Here is a 16104-nt window from a genome sequence, read left to right on the forward strand (position 1 = left end):
CGGAAAAATGACACCGCAGGCCCGCCGCCGGGCGCGCGGTGCCGGGTCCGCGGGATAATGGAAGCATGACCGACCAGCAGCAGGACCGCGATCCGTGGGAGGAGTTCGACAGCCTCAAGCCGGCTGGCCCGGACCGCGTTGCCGGCTACCCCGGCGGGGAACCCCAAGGCTTCGGCTTTCGGACGGGCGTCCGCAGCGCCCGGGTGGCCTTCGGATTTGCCGTCTACTCCCTGGCGCTCGGCAGCATTCTGGTCCTCACCGGAGCCATCGTCTTCATCGGCAGCGGGAAGTGGCTGTTGCTCGGGCTCATGGTGGTGATAGAGGTGATCTTCGTCCTGGCGTTCCGCCGGCTCGTGGCCCAGGCTCGGAACAGAAGGACTTCGGGTTAGCTCCGGTAGTTCGCAGAACCGGATCTTCCTAGAGCCAGCCCTTCTTCTTGAAGATGGCGTACATCAGCGCCGCCGTGCCTGCCATGAGAGCGACTGCCATCGGGTAGCCCAGCGCCCAGTGCAGCTCCGGCATGTGGTCGAAGTTCATGCCGTACAGTCCGGCCACGAAGGTCGGGGCGAAAAAGATCGCGGCCCAGGACGAGATCTTCTTGACCTGCTCGTTTTGCTCCGCGCTGGCTTCATTCTGCCGGTTGGCGGTCAGGGTCCCGTCCAGGGTGAGCGCGTTCTGCAGCAGGTCACGGAAGGAATCGGCGCGGGAAATCAGCCGCTCCACATGGTCCTCGACGTCGCGGAGGCTGTGCTGCAGTTCCGTGTCCACCCGGTACTTTTCAAAGCCCCGCCGGAGTTGCTGCATCATTGCCGGCAGCGGATGGATGGCGCGCTGGAAATGGATAACCTCCCGGGCAAGTTCGTAGATGCGCCGTGAGACCAGAGGGTCGCCGCTGAAGAGCTGGTCCTCGATCTCGTCGATGTCGTTTTCCAGTCCGGCGACCACGGGGCCGTAGTCATCCACCACCTGGTCCATGAGCGCGTACAGGACCGCCTCCGGGCCGTGGCACAGCAGGTCCGGGCGGCGTTCCATCCGGCGCCGGACCTGACCCACCACCCCCGTCTCGGCGTGCCGGACGGTGACCACGAAGTTCCGGCCCGTGAAGACGTGCAATTCGCCGAACTCCACGGTTTCGGTCTCATCCAGGTACCGGGCGGGCCGGAGCACCGTGAACAGGTTGTCGTCATAGCGCTCCAGTTTGGGCCGCTGGTGCGCCGAAATCGCGTCCTCCACCGCCAGGCCGTGCAGGTCGAACTCCGCCGCGACGGCGGCCATCTCCTCCGGCGTGGGCCGGTAGAGACCAATCCAGGCCATGCCGCCGTGCTCGGTCAGGGTCTCGAAGGTCTGCTCGAGGTTCCGCGGCTCGACGGCACGGATACCGTCAACGTAGACGGCGTTGTCGATGATAGTCACCGGGACATTATCCAGTGTTCACCTGGAGTTCGTCGGCACCGCCCCGGCGCGACGCGGATCGGCCGGGAGCCAGGGCGCTGCCTTGGACAAGCCTGCTGATGAGCGGCTCGGTCCGGTAGGGGATATGGGTGTGCAGCGCCAGCACGGTTTCAGTGCGGATGACCCCCCGGATCCGCAGGATCGACCGCAGGGCTGCCTGAAGGTTATGCGTATCGGTCGCCACCACACGGCACCAGACATCGCCCCGCCCGGAGATCTCATGGACTTCCAGCACCTGGGGAATCAGCCGCAACGCCCCTACGACGCCGTCGAGTTCCCGGTGGTTGACTTCGATCGTCACGAAGGCGACGACGTCGTAGCCCACCGCTTCGAGGTCGATCTCGCGGCCGCCGTCGTGGAGTATGCCCGAGCGCAGCATGCGCCGCACCCGCGACTGGGCGGTGTTCCGCGCGATGCCCAGGGCGTCACTGAGGTCACCGATCTGGATCCGCGGATCCCGGATCAGTTCCAGCAGGATTTTCAGGTCGGTGGGGTCCAGACTGTTCAAATCATCACTCCGGTTCACTTCGACAGCCTGAGAATGACTGTTTTGCTCAATTCTGGCACAAAACTTGGCCATGCAGCTCACTGGTATCGCATCCTATACATACCAATCTTCGACCGGGCCGGGCTGTTCCCCCACAAAGGGAACGCCTGGCCCGATATTTTGCAAGGGCACGGACATGACAGTCTTCAGTGAACTCCGCATGCGCCCGGCCACAGCTGACCGCTGGGGCTGGGACGCGTCCACCACCGCACGGCTCGTGATGGCCGGAGTCGTGATTTTCACGCTGCTCGTCGGCGCGAATCTTGCCACGCCGTTGTACCCCCTGCTGCAGGCAAAGCTCGGAATTACGTCACTCGATGTCACGGTGGCGTTCTCGGCCTATGTCCTGGCGCTCGTGGCCACGCTCGTCCTGGCCGGCCACTGGTCCGACCACATCGGACGACGCGCCGCACTGATGCTGGCGGTCCTGGTGGGCCTGGCCGGCGGCTTTGTCTTCGCCACCGCGGGCAGCCTCGTGGCGCTCTCCGTCGGGCGCGCGCTGCAGGGCATCGCCGTAGCGCTTGCCACCGGCGCGAGTTCTGCCGCGCTCCGCGAACTCCTGCCCAGCAGGCCCGAGTGGGCCTCCCGGTTCACGCTCCTGGCCTCGGCGGGTGGCGTTGCCGCCGGCCCTGCGATCGGTGGAGTGCTGTCGCTGCTGCCCGGGCCGACCTCGACGCCGTACTACGTGCACTCCTTGGTCCTCGCCGCCGTCCTAGTGCCGCTCTACCTGCTCAAAGCGCGGCCCGCCATCAGCCTGCATGCGGGTCCTCAGCCGCTGCGGGTCCTGGCGCCACGGCGTCCGTCCGTCTCCAGCGAGGCGCGGGGCGCTTTCTGGTTGGCCTCGTCCGTGGGCTTCCTGAGCTTCACCGTCTTCGGCTTCTGCCTCTCGCTCGCGCCCGGTTATTTTGCCCAGATTGTCCACGCGGATTCACGGCCGCTGATCGGGCTGCTGGCCGGACTGACGCTGGGTTCCTCAGCCCTGAGCCAGCTGCTGGCCGTCCGGGGCAGGTTCGCCGTGCCCGCGGGCCTGGCCGTCCTGGGCATTTCAGTCCTGATGATCGCCGAAGCCGCCGCATGGAGCAGCCCGTGGCTGCTCATTTTGGCCAGCATCACTGCCGGCGTGGGGCAGGGCGTGGCATTCCGGACCGTCTTCAACGATGTTGCCGGCAAGGTGGAGGCCGCCCGGCATGCTCAGATCATCAGCACTGTCTACGTCATCACGTACCTCGGGAGCGCCATCCCGGTGATCGGTTTGGGACTCGCGACCGGGATGGTGGGGCTGCAGAGTGCCGTGGCCGGCTTTGTCGTGGTGTGCGCTGCCGCTGCGCTGACCCTGGCGGCGGTTACCCTGCGGAGCGCACTGCGCCGGCGGGCCTAGCGGCCAGGGGCCGGGCCGGAAACGGGCCCGGAAGGGCCCGGCAGGAGGCCCCGGCAACCCGGGAGGCAGCCAGCTTACGGCAGCGGGCCGTGGTTGCCCTGGATGTGGTCGAACACCAGGGTGGTCTCGGTGTGGCCCACGACGGGATCGGTGGCGAGGTTATCCAGCACCCAGTCCCGGAGGTCCTCGGTGGTGGCCACGGCGATGTGCAGCAGGTAGTCCACTGATCCGGAGGTGTGGAAGGTGGATAGCACTGCCGGGAGCTTGGGGACCCGGGCCGTGAAGCGGTCGATCTGTTCGCGGTCGTGGGCGCGGAGCCGGACGGCAATGAGGGCCTGGACCGAGCGCCCGATCGCGGACAGGCTCAGCTTGGCCTCAAAGCCCTCGATGATGCCGCGCTCCGACAGGGCGCGGGTGCGCATCAGGGCCGTCGACGGCGCGATCCCCACGAGCTCTGCCAGTTGCTTGTTCGAGATGCGCGCATCCGCGACGAGGGCAGCTAGCAGGCGCTCGTCGATCGCGTCCAGCGGCTCGCTGGCACCCGCTCCCGGCCGAACATTCTTCGCACTGCTGCTCACGGATCCTCCTTGAAGTGTTGTCAGTTCATCATAAGCGGCACAATCCAACAGTTCCATTCAGAACCCCTACTAAACCTCGAATTATTGCCAGATACTTGCGGCATTCAATGGTGAATATTCGTAAGGAGTAAGGTGCTCTCTCAAGATTCAATGGCGGTACATGCAGGCCGGGACGGGCTCACCGAACTGGGCGTGCATGCGGTGCCGATCGATTTGTCCACGACCGCGCCCCTTCCCTCCGTGCACGACGGCGGCCTGGCTTACGAGCACATGGCCACGGGCGGCTCGCACGTGGAGGGTCAAAGTACCGTTTACCAGCGGCTGTGGAATCCCACGGTGGCACGGTTCGAAGAGGGCGTCGCCGTCCTGGAAGGCACCCCCGAGTCCGTCGCCTTTGCCACCGGCATGGCGGCGCTGAGCGCGGTGCTCCTCGCCGTGGTCGCGGCCGGCAAGAAGCACGTCGTGGCCGTGCGGCCCCTTTATGGCGGCAGCGACTATTTGCTCGCCTCCGGGGTCCTCGGCAACGAGGTCACGTTCACGACGCCCGATGGCGTTCGTGCGGCCCTCCGTCCGGACACGGGCCTGGTGATCCTGGAGACGCCGGCCAACCCGACCCTGGAGCTCGTCGACATTGCCCGGGTGGTTGCCGCTGCCGACGGCGTGCCGCTCCTGGTGGACAACACGTTCGCCAGCCCGGTGCTGCAGCAGCCCTTCAGGCACGGCGCCGCCATGGTGCTGCACAGTGCGACGAAGTTCCTGGGCGGCCACGGCGACGCCATGGGCGGCGTGGTGGCCACGGCCTCCGATTGGGCGGTGCGTCTGCGCCAGATCAGGGCCGTGACCGGCGGAATCCTGACCCCGTGGCCGGCCTATCTGCTGCACCGCGGACTGGCTACGCTTCCCGTCCGGGTCCGCGCCCAGCAGGCCAGCGCCGGAAAGGTCGCGGTTGCCCTGGCAGGGCACGGGCTCGTCAATCGGGTCTACTACCCGGGCCTGGCCGAATGCGACCCGCTGGGCCTCATCGGCACCCAGATGTCCGGCCCGGGATCGCTCATGGCCTTCGAGCTCGCCACCGCCGAGCACGCCGAGCGGATCCCGGCCGCCGTAGCCATGATCACGCACGCCGTCTCCCTCGGCGGCATCGATACCCTTATCCAGCACCCGGCCGGACTCACCCACCGGCCGGTCGAAGCCTCGGCCAAGCCCCACGCGAGCCTGCTGCGGATCTCTGTGGGGCTGGAAGACCCGGCGGATATCATCGCCGACCTCGTGCAGGCGATCGAGGCAACCCGGTAGGGTGCGGCCTTCTGGTGCCTACCGGGGTACGGCCGCCTGGCCGCCGACCGCGGCCGTCCCGCCGGGTGCCTCCGTGCTCCCGGCTGGGGCGGCTCCGGTTGCGGCGTCCACGGTTGCCGTGCCTCCGGGTGCCGGGGCCTACGCAGGATGCGCGACGGCGGTGATCACCGCCGTCGCGCCGGCCAGTCCGATGACGGCCAGTGCCAGGGCCGTCCAGCCGAGTCCCTGGAAGAGCAGGCCGCCGGCCCAGCCGAGCACGCTGGAGCCGAGGTAGTACGCGAGGTTGTACAGCGAGGCCGCCTGCGCCCGGCCCGTCGTGGCGATGAGTCCGGTCCAGCCTGAACCGATGCTGTGCGCCGCAAAGAAGCCGCCGGTGAACAGCAGCAGCCCGATCAGGATCGGGACCAGCAGTTGCGTGAGCGTCAGGGCCAGGCCGCCGGCCATTAGCGCCGTCCCGGTGATCAGGACGGTGCGCCGGCCGAACCGCAGGGTCAGCCCTGCCGCCCACCTCGCCGAAACAGTTCCGGAGAGGTAGGCCAGGAAGATCAGGCTGATCGCCGTGGCCGGCAGGCTGAATGGTTCCCCCGAAAGCCGGAACCCGAGGTAGTTGTACACGGCCACAAAGCCACCCATCAGTAGGAATGCCTGGGTGTACAGGGCCAGCAGCCGGGGATTGCGGGCATGGCCGGCCAGGGTCCGGACGGCCCCGCGGAAGCCGCCCGCAGCCGCGGCCGTGAACCCCTGCGCCCGCGGCACGAGCACGAGGAACAGGACGGCGGCAGCGGTGGCCAGTACGGAGACGGCCAGGGCCGCGGCCCGCCACCCCCACAGTTCGCCGACCGGGCCCGCGACAAGCCGGCCGGCGAGGCCGCCCAGGGTGGTCCCGGCGACATAGCTTCCGGCGGCGAGCGCGGCATGGGCCTTGTTGACCTCCTCGTTGAGGTACGCGATGGCGATGGCCGGGATGCCGCCCAAGGCCATACCCTCAAGCATCCGCAGGCACAGCAGCATGGGGAAGCTGGAGGCCAGCGGGACCAGCAGGCCCAGGACCGTGGCCGCGGAAATGCCCCACATCATGGCCCGGACGCGGCCGATCCGGTCGGCCAGGAAGGACCACGGGAGCACCGTCACGGCCAGCCCCACGGTGGCCAGGGAGATCGTCAGTGCGGCTTCGGCGGCCGAGACTTTCAGATCCGCCGCCAAAATGGGGAGGACCGCCTGGGTGGAGTAGAGCTGGGCGAACGTTGCGACGCCGGCGAAGGCAAGTCCGGCGAGGATCCGGCGGTAGGCCTCGGAGCCTTTCGGGTGACCCGCCCACGGGGCAGCCTTGGCAGCAGAGATGGCCGCGGGAGTGGGACCGGCTACGGAAGCCGGGGAAACGCGAGGCATGCCTTCAGGGTAGAACGTGCCTGAGGGATGCTTCCAATGCATGATTTCCATAGGATAGATAGCAAATATGGAACATTTATGGCAGAAATCCCGAAGAGAGCGGAAGAAGGCGGGCAGGGCGTGGATGTAGAACACAGGCAGTTGGTGCAGCTGCTGCCCCTCCTGCCGTTGCTGGCAGAACTCGGCCGGACCGAGCACATCACCGAGACCGCCGAGATCCTAGGGTTGCCGCAGTCGACCGTGAGCCGGGCGATTGCCCGCGCCAGTGCCATCGTGGGTACGGACCTGGTGATCCGGGACGGCCGCGGGGTGCGGCTGACTCCTGCCGCGAAGGCCCTCCTGCCCCACATCGATGCCGCCCTGGCAGAATTCCAGACCGGGCTGGATGTTGTCCGGCACGAATCGGAAGTGGTCCGTGGCAGGATTGCCGTGTCCTTCCAGCACACCTTCGGCGAGGCGATGCTGCCGCTGCTCATCAGTGCGTTCCGGAGCCGGCATCCGCAGACTGCCTTTGACCTCAGCCAGGGGGCCCGGGACGGCTGCCTCGCGGAACTGGCCGCAGGCTCCGCCGACCTGGCGCTCACGGCCCCGGTTGCCGCACCGGGCAGGAGCATCGGCTCGGCTGCCCTGTACCGGGAACCGCTGCGCCTGGTGGTGAACCACCGGCATCCGCTGGCCCGCCGCCTTCGGGCACGGGTTGCCGACATCCGGCACGAGCCGTTCGTGGCGATGGGAACCGGCTACGGCATGCGCTCGCTGACCGACGCGCTGTTCCGGGAGGCAGGATTCCGTCCCCGTATCGCCTTCGAGAGCCAGGACTCGCACACCGTCCGCGGGCTGGTCTCGGCCGGGCTCGGCGTGAGCATCCTGCCCCCTGGCGGCTCCGCGCCCGGGCGGCGCTACCCGTCAGACGGCAACGGCCAAGGCAACGGCGCCGACGACGGCGGTCGGGGACCCGCGCCGCACGTCCCCTCCGCGGGCAACGGCGTCGACGACGGCGGCCCCGGGTGGGTGGAAATTCCCCTGGATTCGGCCCTGGCGTTCCGCGAGATCGGCCTTGCCTGGCGGGAACGCCGTGGCGGGGCCGACGCCGAGCCGGACCCCGTGCGATTGTTCCGCGAACTCGTGCTGCGCGACGGGCCCGCCCTCCTGGCCGGTTTCGTGCGGGAACGCTCGGAAGGCTGAGCCTGGCCGAGGGGTGCCCGGCCGCCGGGTGCCGGTCCTGCGGGCGCGAGTTCGCCGGAAGGCTGCGAAGTCGCCGAAAGGTTACGGCGAAATGGGGCGCTTCCGGCGAACTCGGTGCGAACTGGGGTGACCTCGGCGCTGCGGCGGCCCGCTCAGCCCAGAAGACGCGCCAGGACCCCGGCCACCGGTCCGGCCTCTGCCTGCTGCCAGCCCGTGCCCGCCCACAGGTTCACTCGTTCCGCATCCCCGGCGGCGGCCGCCGCAGCCCGGAGGGGCGCCGTGAGGTGGTGGACAGCCGGATAGGCCTCCGGCGCCCCGGGATGGTCGCGGATAAATTCGTTATCCAAGGCCCGCGCCGCCCGGCCGGTGAAGGCACGCGTCAGGCGGGTCCGGGTGAAGTGCGGATCCGCCAGGGCATCCTTGTGCAGCTGCCGGGCCCCGCTTTCGTCCGTGCGGAGAAAGGCCGTGCCCAGCTGGGCCGCGACGGCCCCGGCGCGCAGCACGGCGTCGAGCCCGGCCGCGTCCATCACGCCGCCGGCCGCCACGAGCGGCAGGTCGACGGCGGACCGGACCTCCGCGAGCAGCTCCGCCGTCGTGCCGCCCTGCCGGGAGAAGTCATGCAATGACCCGCCCTGAGATGAGCCGAGAAGCGGGGAACCGGCCGGCCGCGCTGGCGGCGCCGGCGCCGGAAGGAACGCCGAGCTATGTCCGCCGGCGCTCGCGTGCTGCACCACCAGGGCGTCCACACCCTGTCCGGCCGCCTGCCGTGCCTCGGCCGCGGTGGTGACAGTAGCCAGTACTGCCGACCCCGCCCGCTGCAGGGTCCGGACCACGTCCGGGCCCGGGAGCCCGAAGGCGAAACTGACCAGCTCCACGGGATCTGCCAGCAGGGCATCAATCTTTGCCTGCCACTCGTCGTCATCATCCAGCCGCAACGGAGGGAGTTCCACACCGTACCGCAGAGCATCGGTACGCAACTCCCGGCGGTACTCCTCAAGCTCCGCCACCACCGCCGCGGACGGCGTCAGCTGGGCCGGATCCGGGACAAACACATTCATGCCGAACCGGGCGCCGGATTCCCGGGTGGTGCGGACGTCCGCCTGCATGGCCGCTACGCTCTTGTAGCCTGCCGCCAGGAAGCCGAGGCCGCCGGCCCGGTGCACGGCCCCAACGAATGCGGGCGTGGACGTACCCCCGGCCATGGGCGCCGCAATGACGGGGGTGCCGAAAAGGTCGTGGGGCATTGCGGGCTCCTTGCAGCGATTCAGTACTCTGTTCCAGTGACTAACACTGACAACCCGCCGGCGGCGGACTCCGTCCCATCTTCCACCACCTCGACCGGCACTGCGGCCGGTGCGACCGTCCCGGCAACGGACGCCGCACCGGCGGCGAAGGGTGCCGTGATCGGGCTGGATATCGGCGGGACCAAGACCCGGGGCGTCCGGTTCGAGGACGGCATCCCCGTCGCCGACGAATCCGTGGGCAGCTCCAACGTCCAGAACGTCACCCCCGAGGAAGCCGCCCGCAACCTGGCCGAACTCTTCGCCCGGATCGGCGGGGGAGAAGTCGCCCAGGTCTACGCCGGCGCCGGCGGCATCGACACCGACGACGACGCGGCGGCGCTCGCCGCGCTGATTGCCCCGCACGTGCCCGGGGCCCGGGTCACGGTGGTCCATGACTCCCGGCTGCTGCTCGCCGCAGGCGGGGCCAGAACCGGTGTCGCTGTGATCGCCGGCACCGGCTCGGCGGCGTGGGGCAGGAACAGCCGCGGCGAGGAAGCCCGGGCCGGTGGCTGGGGCTACCTGCTCGGCGACGAAGGCAGCGGCTACTGGCTGGGCCGGGAGGCCGTCCGGCACAGCCTGCGCCGGATGAACCAGGGGCTGGAACCGGACGAACTCACCAAGGCCCTCCTGGCATCCTGCGGGGTGGACCACCCGAACAAACTGATCGCGTTGTTCCATTCATCGGAGACCGGACGCCGTTTCTGGGCCCAGCAGGCCCGGCTGGTGGTGGAGGCCGCGGATGCCGGCCATCTGCCGAGCCAGGCATTGATGGACCAGGCCGGGCGCGACCTCGCCGACCTGGCGGAGCAGACCGTCAGGCAGCTCGGCATCGACGGACCCGTCATCCTGGGGAGCGGACTCGGCATGAACGTGCCACGGCTGCAGGAGTCGTTCCGCACGGCACTGGCCGCCGCCGGAATCACCGATGTGCGGGTCCTGCAACAGGAACCCGTGTTCGGGGTGCTGCAGCTGGTGGCAGAGCAGGACTAGGCAGAGCAGCGGTCGGCCGGCGGAAAACCGGCGGCTACTACGCTGGAGGGATGAGCATGCAATTCGATACCCGGCCCGCCGCCTACGCCGTCATCATCCGCGACGCCGAGATCCTGCTGGCGTACTGGAAACAGGACGGACGAGAGGGCTGGACACTGCCCGGCGGGGGCCTGGACCTGGCCGAGCATCCAGTCGACGGGTGCCGCCGGGAGATCCAGGAGGAAACCGGCTACGACGCCGAGATCGGCGCCATGCTGGGGATCGACGTCGGGCACTGGCCTTCCGAGGTCCGGCTCGACGGCGGCGAGCGGGACTTCCAGTCGCTGCGGCTCGTTTACGACGCGACGATCACCGGCGGAGAACTCCGCCACGAGGTGAACGGGAGCACCACCCACGCGGCATGGATTCCGCTGGATGAGGTGGCAGAGCTCAACAGGGTCTCGCTGGTGGATGCCGGACTGCGCCTGTACCGCGAGCGGCCCTTGAACGGCAAACTTTCCGGCTGACTCCCTAGCCAGGCGCGGGCCCCTTGGCTATTGTGTAGAAATCGCCGGGCGGCCCTTGGTCCGGGAACTAGCCGGATTGAGTAGCCGGAATCAAAAGCCGCCGATAGCCGGCAAAGGACGGGGAGGTGGAAGCAATGAACGCGATATTTCTGAGCGCACAGCGCGCCGATACAAGCCATGTCATTATTCCTGCCCCGTCCCACGGCGCAGCCTAGCCGTTCCCGCTAGTCTCCCACGCATGCTCGGCTCCGCACGCCGCAGCGAGCGCCCATGTGCCGTACCACGGGGCCCCATCAAGGGGTTTTCGTTGACCAATCCTGCTGCATTCCCGGGCGCCCGTGGCGCCCTTGACACCAACTCATTCGGCACCACGTCGCTTGACACCACTTCACTGGACACCAGGTCACCGGACACGGGTCCTGTCCGCTACGGCTACACGGCCGGCGTCGCGGAGCGGTACGCGGCCCATCCCGTGCCGGGAGGCCGCCGCCCGGGCCGCGTCATCCGGGTGGACCGCAACCTCGTCCTGGTGGCCGAGGCTGGCGGCACCGCCCATCTGGCCTACCCCCGCGGCGGGGAGCCTCCCGCCACGGGGGACTGGGTCTGGATCGGTCCGAACACGGCGGGGGAGCCCGCCATCGTGGGCATCCTGCCGCGTCATTCGGAGCTGAGCCGCAAGCGTGCCTTCGAGTCATCCTCCGACGCGCAGGTGCTGGGCGCCAACATCGACGTGGTGGGCATCGTCGTCCCGCTGGATCGGCCATTAACGCACAACCGGCTGGAACGCACTCTCGTCGCGGCCTGGGACTCGGGGGCCACACCTCTGGTAATCGTCACGAAGGCGGACCTCGCGGACGTGGCGGACGACGTCGTGGGGACGGTGGTGCGCCAGGCGGCCGGCGTCGACGTCGTCACCACCTCGGCCGAGCACGGCGACGGCCTCGACGAACTGCTCGGCCATGTGCCGCCCGGCGGCACCCTGGTGCTGCTGGGGCCCTCGGGGGCCGGAAAATCCACGCTCATCAACGCCCTCGCCGGCGTTGCGGCCCAGGAGACCGGGGAAGTCCGGGCGGGCGACGGCAAGGGCAGGCACACCACCACGTCCCGCGAGCTCGTTCCCCTGCCCGGCGGCGCGGTTCTGATGGACACGCCGGGAGTGCGCGGCTTCGGGATCTTCGACGCCGGGGATGGAATGGAGGAGATGTTCGGCGACCTCGAGGAGCTCTTCGGGCAATGCCGCTTCTCAGACTGCGCCCACGGCCGGGAGCCCGGCTGCGCCGTCCAGGCCGCGCTCGTCGACGGCGTCCTCGATGACCGCCGCTGGTCCAGCTACCTCAAGCTGCAGCGCGAACTCGCCGCCCTCGCCCGGCGCCACGACGCGGCCGCGCGGCGGGCCTACCAGCGTGAATGGCACCAGAAGATCGCGACGGCGGGCAAGAGCCAGCGGTCGGCCGAACGGGACAGCCACGAGCAAGCGCGGGACCGCAGCGGCAAGAGCGCCCGCGGCAAGGACGGCACTGTCAGCAGTAAGGGCGGCAAAGCTGGCCGGCGCCCCCGCTGACGTGCACCGCGGCTTGCCGCCGCGGACCGGGTGGCGGGCCGGAAGCTTGTGCGGCCCGCCACCCATCCGGCGCCGCTGTGGTTCCGAAGCCTTACAGGAGCCGCTGCGCCGCTGGCCACATTTCCATGACTTTGTCATGAGTGCTGGTTAGTCTAAGTGCTAACTGCTTTATGGCCGGCACACTGACGAACAGTAGGCTGGTCCGTTCGATGTTGCGCCAACAGTTAGGTAAGCCCGGAAATGGCCGAAGCCATGATCGAGTTCCAAAACGTCACGAAGCAGTACCAGGGCGGCCAGGCCGCCGTTGACGGGCTGACCATGTCCATCGACAAGGGCGCCATCACGGTCTTCGTCGGACCCTCCGGCTGCGGGAAAACCACCTCCCTGCGGATGATCAACCGCATGGTCGAGCCCACATCCGGCACCATCACGGTCGACGGCGCCGACGTCACCTCCGTGCCGGCCGCTCAGCTGCGCCGGTCCATGGGCTACGTCATGCAGTCCTCCGGCCTGATGCCGCACCGCTCAGTGCTGGACAACATCGCCACCGTGCCCCGGCTCAACGGGGTATCCAAAACGGAGGCCCGCAGGCGCGCGCAGGAACTGCTCGACGTCGTCGGGCTGGCCTCCTCACTCGGCAAGCGCTACCCCTCCCAGCTGTCCGGCGGCCAGCAGCAGCGCGTCGGCGTCGCGCGGGCGCTGGCAGCCGATCCGCCCGTGCTGCTCATGGACGAGCCTTTCAGTGCCGTGGACCCCGTGGTCCGCGACGAGTTGCAGCAGGAGCTCCTCCGGCTCCAGCGCGACCTCGCCAAGACCATCGTCTTTGTCACCCACGACATCGACGAGGCCACCGTCCTGGGCGACAAGGTGGCCGTGTTCGGCATCGGCGGCAAGCTGGCACAGTACGCCGCCGCGGAAGAAATCCTGCGCGCCCCCGCCAGCGACTTCGTGGCGTCCTTCGTGGGCCGGGACCGGGGATTCCGGCACTTGGGATTCAGCCCGTCCGACGGCGTCACCATCCACCCCATCCGCACAGTCACGCCGGACCAGCTCCGGCAGGAGGGCAGCTCCGACGACTGGCAGTTGGTGGTCGACGGCGAGCTCCGTCCCCTTGGCTGGGCCGGCCCCCGCACCGGTGCCGGTGCCGCCCCGGCGATGGTGCCCGGCGGCTCGCTCTTCCGCAAGGGCGAGACCCTCCGCCGGGCCCTGGACGCGGCCCTGTCCTCCCCGTCGGGCCTTGGCGTCGCGGTCGACACCGACGGCCGGGTAGCCGGGGTCATCGCCGCAGCCGAAGTCCTCGCCGTGATCGAGTCCGACCGCAATGTCCGGCACGGAGGGCTCTGATGGAGTGGTTCCTGGCCAACAGCGCGGAGGTCTTCACGCTCGCAGGCCAGCACCTTGTCCTCGCGGTCCTGCCGATGATATTTGGCCTGGTGATTTCCATCCCTCTGGCCCAATTTGCCCGGCAGAACCGGGGACTCCGGTCCGTGGTGCTCACCGGGTCCTCGCTGCTGTACACGATCCCCTCGCTGGCGCTCTTCATCATCCTGCCCACCATCCTGGGAACCCGGATCCTGGATCCGGTCAACGTGGTGGTCGCCCTGACCATCTACGCGGTGGCGCTGCTGGTCCGCGCCGCCCTGGACGCCTTTGATTCGGTAGACGAGGACCTCCGCCAGGCCGCCGTCGCTATGGGCTTCACGCCGGTTGCACGGTTCTTCCAGATCGACCTGCCGCTGTCCTTGCCGGTCATGTTCGCCGGATTGCGCGTGGTCTCGGTCAGCAACATCTCGCTGGTCAGCGTCGCCGCCCTCCTCGGGATCGGGAACCTGGGGATGCTGTTCACCTCGGGCCTGCAGCGGGACTTCGTCACCGAAGTCGTGGTGGGCATCATCGCCATCCTGGTCCTCGCGCTCCTCATGGACTCGGTCCTGGTGCTGCTGGAACGGGTGCTGACGCCGTGGACGCGGGCGGCCGGCCCGGCAGGAGCCGCCAAACCCGGAGCCGGCGATGAAGCGCCCGGGCGGCGGGGCGTCGCGCGGCGCTTCTCTGAGTCCAAGGCCGGGGGCACCGCATGAGCAACGTCGTCACGGACACCATCAACTGGCTCACCGATCCCGCAAACTGGAGCGGCAGCAACGGGATTCCGGTGCGGCTTGCCGAGCACCTGGCGTACACCGGGCTCGTCATGGTGATCGCCATCGCGATCGCTGTGCCGGTGGGCCTGTTCGTGGGCCATACCGGCCGCGGGCGGGTGGCCATCGTGGCCCTCGCCGGTGCGCTGCGTGCCCTGCCCACCCTCGGCCTGTTGACCTTGTTCGTCCTGGTCGCCGGGATCGGGCTGATGCCGCCGATCTGGGCACTGGTGATCCTGACGGTCCCGCCCCTGCTGGCCGGCACGTACGCCGGGATCTCCAGCGTCGACGCCAACGTCGTGGATGCCGCCCGTGCCATGGGCATGACCGAGATGCAAGTGCTGTTCCGTGCGGAATTCCCCAACGCGCTCCCCGTGATGTACGGCGGCTTCCGGACCGGCGTGCTCCAGGTGATCGCCACCGTCTCGGTGGTGGCCTACATCAATCTGGGCGGCCTGGGCCGCTACCTGTTCGACGGGCTGGTGCTCTCCGACTTCCCGCAGATGCTGGGCGGGTCCCTGCTGATCGCGGCCCTCGCCATCGCCGTCGACCTTGTCCTTGCCCTGATTCAGAGGCTCTTCCTGTCACGGGGCGCCTTTTCCCAGCCAGACCGCAGCCAGCAGGCTGCGGTTGATCTCACAGACCCCGTATTCGCGGGGACTGTTGTTCAAGGAGGTATGTCATGAAGGAATCCCGCCAACGAGCCCTCGGCCGGCGCGCATTCGGCGGCCTGGCCGCAGGCGTGGGCTTGGCCATGGCCCTGTCCGCCTGCGGAGGCTCATCCAATCCGCTGAGCTCGGCCCCGGCCAGCAGCGGCGCCTCCGGTTCCGGCGGCGCCTTGGTGATCGGCTCCGCTGACTTCCCCGAGAGCCAGATCCTGGGCGAGGTCTACGCCGGCGCCCTGAATGCCGCCGGCGTCACGGCCAGCACGAAGCCGAACATCGGCTCGCGCGAGGTCTACATCAAAGCGGTCCAGGACGGATCCGTGGACGTCGTACCCGACTACAGCGGCAACCTGCTGCTCTACGTGAACAAGGACGCCACCGAGGTCTCCGCCGAGGACATCGCGAAGGCACTCCCGACCAAGCTGCCGCAGGGCCTGGCGGTGCTCGACGCCTCCAAGGCCGAGGACAAGGATGCCATGGTGGTCACCAAGGCCACGGCCGAGAAGTACCAGCTGAAGTCGATCGAGGACATGGCGAAGGTCTGCGGAGACCTTGTCATCGGAGCCCCGGCAACCTTCGCCGAGCGCGCGTACGGGCTGCCCGGCCTGAAGAAGAACTACAACTGCGTGCCCAAGAGCCTTGAGCCGTTCAGCGACGGCGGCGGCGCGGTGACGCTCAAGGCGCTGCTCTCGGACCAGGTCCAGGTTGCGGATATCTACACCACCACCCCGTCCATCCCGGACAACGACCTCGTGGTGCTGGAGGACCCGAAGAACAACTTCATCGCCCAGCAGGTCCTGCCGCTGTACAACTCGGCCAAGATGACGGACAAGGCCAAGGAAACCCTGAACGCTGTGTCCAAGGTCCTCACCACGGATGACCTCATCAACCTCAACCGTGCCGTCAGCGGCAGCCAGAAGCAGAACCCGAAGGACGCCGCGGACGCGTGGCTGAAGGAGAAGGGCTTCGTCAAGCAGTAGCCGGCACGGCAGGGAATCGAGGCAAGGGGAGCGCGGCGGCAACATGCCGGAAGCGGACCCGCCCGACCCCCGCCGGGCCGTCGACGAACTGACGGCGACTTGATGCCGACGTGATGACATACCGGCGACGCCGGTGGACGGGCCAGAAGCCCGGCCACC

At 68.8% G+C, this 16104-nt stretch carries 16 protein-coding genes; 11 read left to right on the forward strand and 5 right to left on the reverse strand.

What is annotated here, in order from left to right:
• Positions 1-65: 65 nt before the first annotated feature.
• The gene (locus ABD243_RS04520) at positions 66-389 is read left to right on the forward strand and encodes a hypothetical protein (protein WP_091248913.1); all 324 of its coding nucleotides are present in this window, start codon (positions 66-68) and stop codon (positions 387-389) included.
• A 28-nt stretch (positions 390-417) separates the two neighbouring features.
• On the opposite strand, the gene corA is transcribed toward ABD243_RS04520, so the two are convergent.
• Complete coding sequence (corA, locus tag ABD243_RS04525; RefSeq protein ID WP_116767295.1) at positions 418-1413, reverse strand: magnesium/cobalt transporter CorA; 996 nt, start codon at positions 1411-1413, stop codon at positions 418-420.
• Between the two features lie 7 nt (positions 1414-1420).
• On the reverse strand, positions 1421-1960 hold the full coding sequence (locus tag ABD243_RS04530; protein WP_344363106.1) for an Lrp/AsnC family transcriptional regulator: 540 nt from the start codon (positions 1958-1960) through the stop codon (positions 1421-1423).
• A 175-nt stretch (positions 1961-2135) separates the two neighbouring features.
• On the opposite strand from ABD243_RS04530, the gene ABD243_RS04535 reads away from it, so the two are divergent.
• On the forward strand, positions 2136-3377 hold the full coding sequence (locus ABD243_RS04535) for an MFS transporter (RefSeq protein ID WP_344362571.1): 1242 nt from the start codon (positions 2136-2138) through the stop codon (positions 3375-3377).
• Positions 3378-3451: 74 nt separating this feature from the next.
• Here the strand turns inward: ABD243_RS04535 and ABD243_RS04540 are convergent, their stop codons facing one another.
• The gene (locus ABD243_RS04540) at positions 3452-3955 is read right to left on the reverse strand and encodes an Lrp/AsnC family transcriptional regulator (RefSeq protein ID WP_091248924.1); all 504 of its coding nucleotides are present in this window, start codon (positions 3953-3955) and stop codon (positions 3452-3454) included.
• Between the two features lie 150 nt (positions 3956-4105).
• Here ABD243_RS04540 and ABD243_RS04545 point away from each other — a divergent pair, with 150 nt between their 5' ends.
• Positions 4106-5251: a trans-sulfuration enzyme family protein gene (locus ABD243_RS04545; RefSeq protein WP_344362574.1), complete on the forward strand. Its 1146-nt coding sequence runs from the start codon at positions 4106-4108 to the stop codon at positions 5249-5251.
• A gap of 138 nt (positions 5252-5389) precedes the next feature.
• On the opposite strand, the gene ABD243_RS04550 is transcribed toward ABD243_RS04545, so the two are convergent.
• The gene (locus ABD243_RS04550) at positions 5390-6640 is read right to left on the reverse strand and encodes an MFS transporter (RefSeq protein ID WP_344362577.1); all 1251 of its coding nucleotides are present in this window, start codon (positions 6638-6640) and stop codon (positions 5390-5392) included.
• A gap of 120 nt (positions 6641-6760) precedes the next feature.
• On the opposite strand from ABD243_RS04550, the gene ABD243_RS04555 reads away from it, so the two are divergent.
• Entirely contained in the window at positions 6761-7825 is a 1065-nt protein-coding gene (locus ABD243_RS04555) for a LysR family transcriptional regulator (protein ID WP_344363108.1), read from the forward strand.
• Between the two features lie 152 nt (positions 7826-7977).
• On the opposite strand, the gene ABD243_RS04560 is transcribed toward ABD243_RS04555, so the two are convergent.
• Positions 7978-9069 carry a nitronate monooxygenase gene (locus ABD243_RS04560; protein WP_344362580.1) on the reverse strand — a complete coding sequence of 364 codons (1092 nt, stop codon included), beginning with the start codon at positions 9067-9069 and terminating at the stop codon, positions 7978-7980.
• A 36-nt stretch (positions 9070-9105) separates the two neighbouring features.
• On the opposite strand from ABD243_RS04560, the gene ABD243_RS04565 reads away from it, so the two are divergent.
• The 7 genes from ABD243_RS04565 to ABD243_RS04595 all read left to right on the forward strand — a co-directional run bounded on the left by ABD243_RS04565 (position 9106) and on the right by ABD243_RS04595 (position 15945).
• Positions 9106-10098: an N-acetylglucosamine kinase gene (locus ABD243_RS04565; RefSeq protein ID WP_425547126.1), complete on the forward strand. Its 993-nt coding sequence runs from the start codon at positions 9106-9108 to the stop codon at positions 10096-10098.
• 50 nt (positions 10099-10148) lie between these two features.
• Positions 10149-10604: an NUDIX hydrolase gene (locus tag ABD243_RS04570; protein ID WP_091248929.1), complete on the forward strand. Its 456-nt coding sequence runs from the start codon at positions 10149-10151 to the stop codon at positions 10602-10604.
• 391 nt (positions 10605-10995) lie between these two features.
• The gene (rsgA, locus tag ABD243_RS04575; RefSeq protein WP_344363111.1) at positions 10996-12165 is read left to right on the forward strand and encodes a ribosome small subunit-dependent GTPase A; all 1170 of its coding nucleotides are present in this window, start codon (positions 10996-10998) and stop codon (positions 12163-12165) included.
• A gap of 240 nt (positions 12166-12405) precedes the next feature.
• Positions 12406-13509 carry an ABC transporter ATP-binding protein gene (locus ABD243_RS04580; RefSeq protein WP_344362583.1) on the forward strand — a complete coding sequence of 368 codons (1104 nt, stop codon included), beginning with the start codon at positions 12406-12408 and terminating at the stop codon, positions 13507-13509.
• Entirely contained in the window at positions 13509-14243 is a 735-nt protein-coding gene (locus ABD243_RS04585) for an ABC transporter permease (protein WP_344362585.1), read from the forward strand. Before ABD243_RS04580 ends, ABD243_RS04585 begins: the two co-directional genes overlap by 1 nt.
• Complete coding sequence (locus ABD243_RS04590) at positions 14240-14986, forward strand: ABC transporter permease (protein ID WP_116767303.1); 747 nt, start codon at positions 14240-14242, stop codon at positions 14984-14986. The genes ABD243_RS04585 and ABD243_RS04590 overlap by 4 nt, the downstream gene beginning before the upstream one ends.
• On the forward strand, positions 14983-15945 hold the full coding sequence (locus ABD243_RS04595) for an ABC transporter substrate-binding protein (protein WP_116767304.1): 963 nt from the start codon (positions 14983-14985) through the stop codon (positions 15943-15945). The genes ABD243_RS04590 and ABD243_RS04595 overlap by 4 nt, the downstream gene beginning before the upstream one ends.
• Positions 15946-16104 lie beyond the last annotated feature (159 nt).

The organism is Arthrobacter humicola, from assembly GCF_039531445.1.
Classification (GTDB): domain Bacteria; phylum Actinomycetota; class Actinomycetes; order Actinomycetales; family Micrococcaceae; genus Arthrobacter; species Arthrobacter humicola.

Bases quoted from the DNA above. Each gene is read 5' to 3' on its own strand.
- ABD243_RS04535 (WP_344362571.1), top strand. From the start codon at position 2,136: ATGACAGTCTTCAGTGAACTCCGCATGCGCCCGGCCACAGCTGACCGC.
- ABD243_RS04520 (WP_091248913.1), top strand. From the start codon at position 66: ATGACCGACCAGCAGCAGGACCGCGATCCGTGGGAGGAGTTCGACAGC.
- ABD243_RS04560 (WP_344362580.1), bottom strand. From the start codon at position 9,069: ATGCCCCACGACCTTTTCGGCACCCCCGTCATTGCGGCGCCCATGGCC.
- ABD243_RS04570 (WP_091248929.1), top strand. From the start codon at position 10,149: ATGAGCATGCAATTCGATACCCGGCCCGCCGCCTACGCCGTCATCATC.
- ABD243_RS04590 (WP_116767303.1), top strand. From the start codon at position 14,240: ATGAGCAACGTCGTCACGGACACCATCAACTGGCTCACCGATCCCGCA.
- ABD243_RS04585 (WP_344362585.1), top strand. From the start codon at position 13,509: ATGGAGTGGTTCCTGGCCAACAGCGCGGAGGTCTTCACGCTCGCAGGC.
- ABD243_RS04595 (WP_116767304.1), top strand. From the start codon at position 14,983: ATGAAGGAATCCCGCCAACGAGCCCTCGGCCGGCGCGCATTCGGCGGC.
- ABD243_RS04580 (WP_344362583.1), top strand. From the start codon at position 12,406: ATGGCCGAAGCCATGATCGAGTTCCAAAACGTCACGAAGCAGTACCAG.
- ABD243_RS04550 (WP_344362577.1), bottom strand. From the start codon at position 6,640: ATGCCTCGCGTTTCCCCGGCTTCCGTAGCCGGTCCCACTCCCGCGGCC.
- ABD243_RS04545 (WP_344362574.1), top strand. From the start codon at position 4,106: ATGGCGGTACATGCAGGCCGGGACGGGCTCACCGAACTGGGCGTGCAT.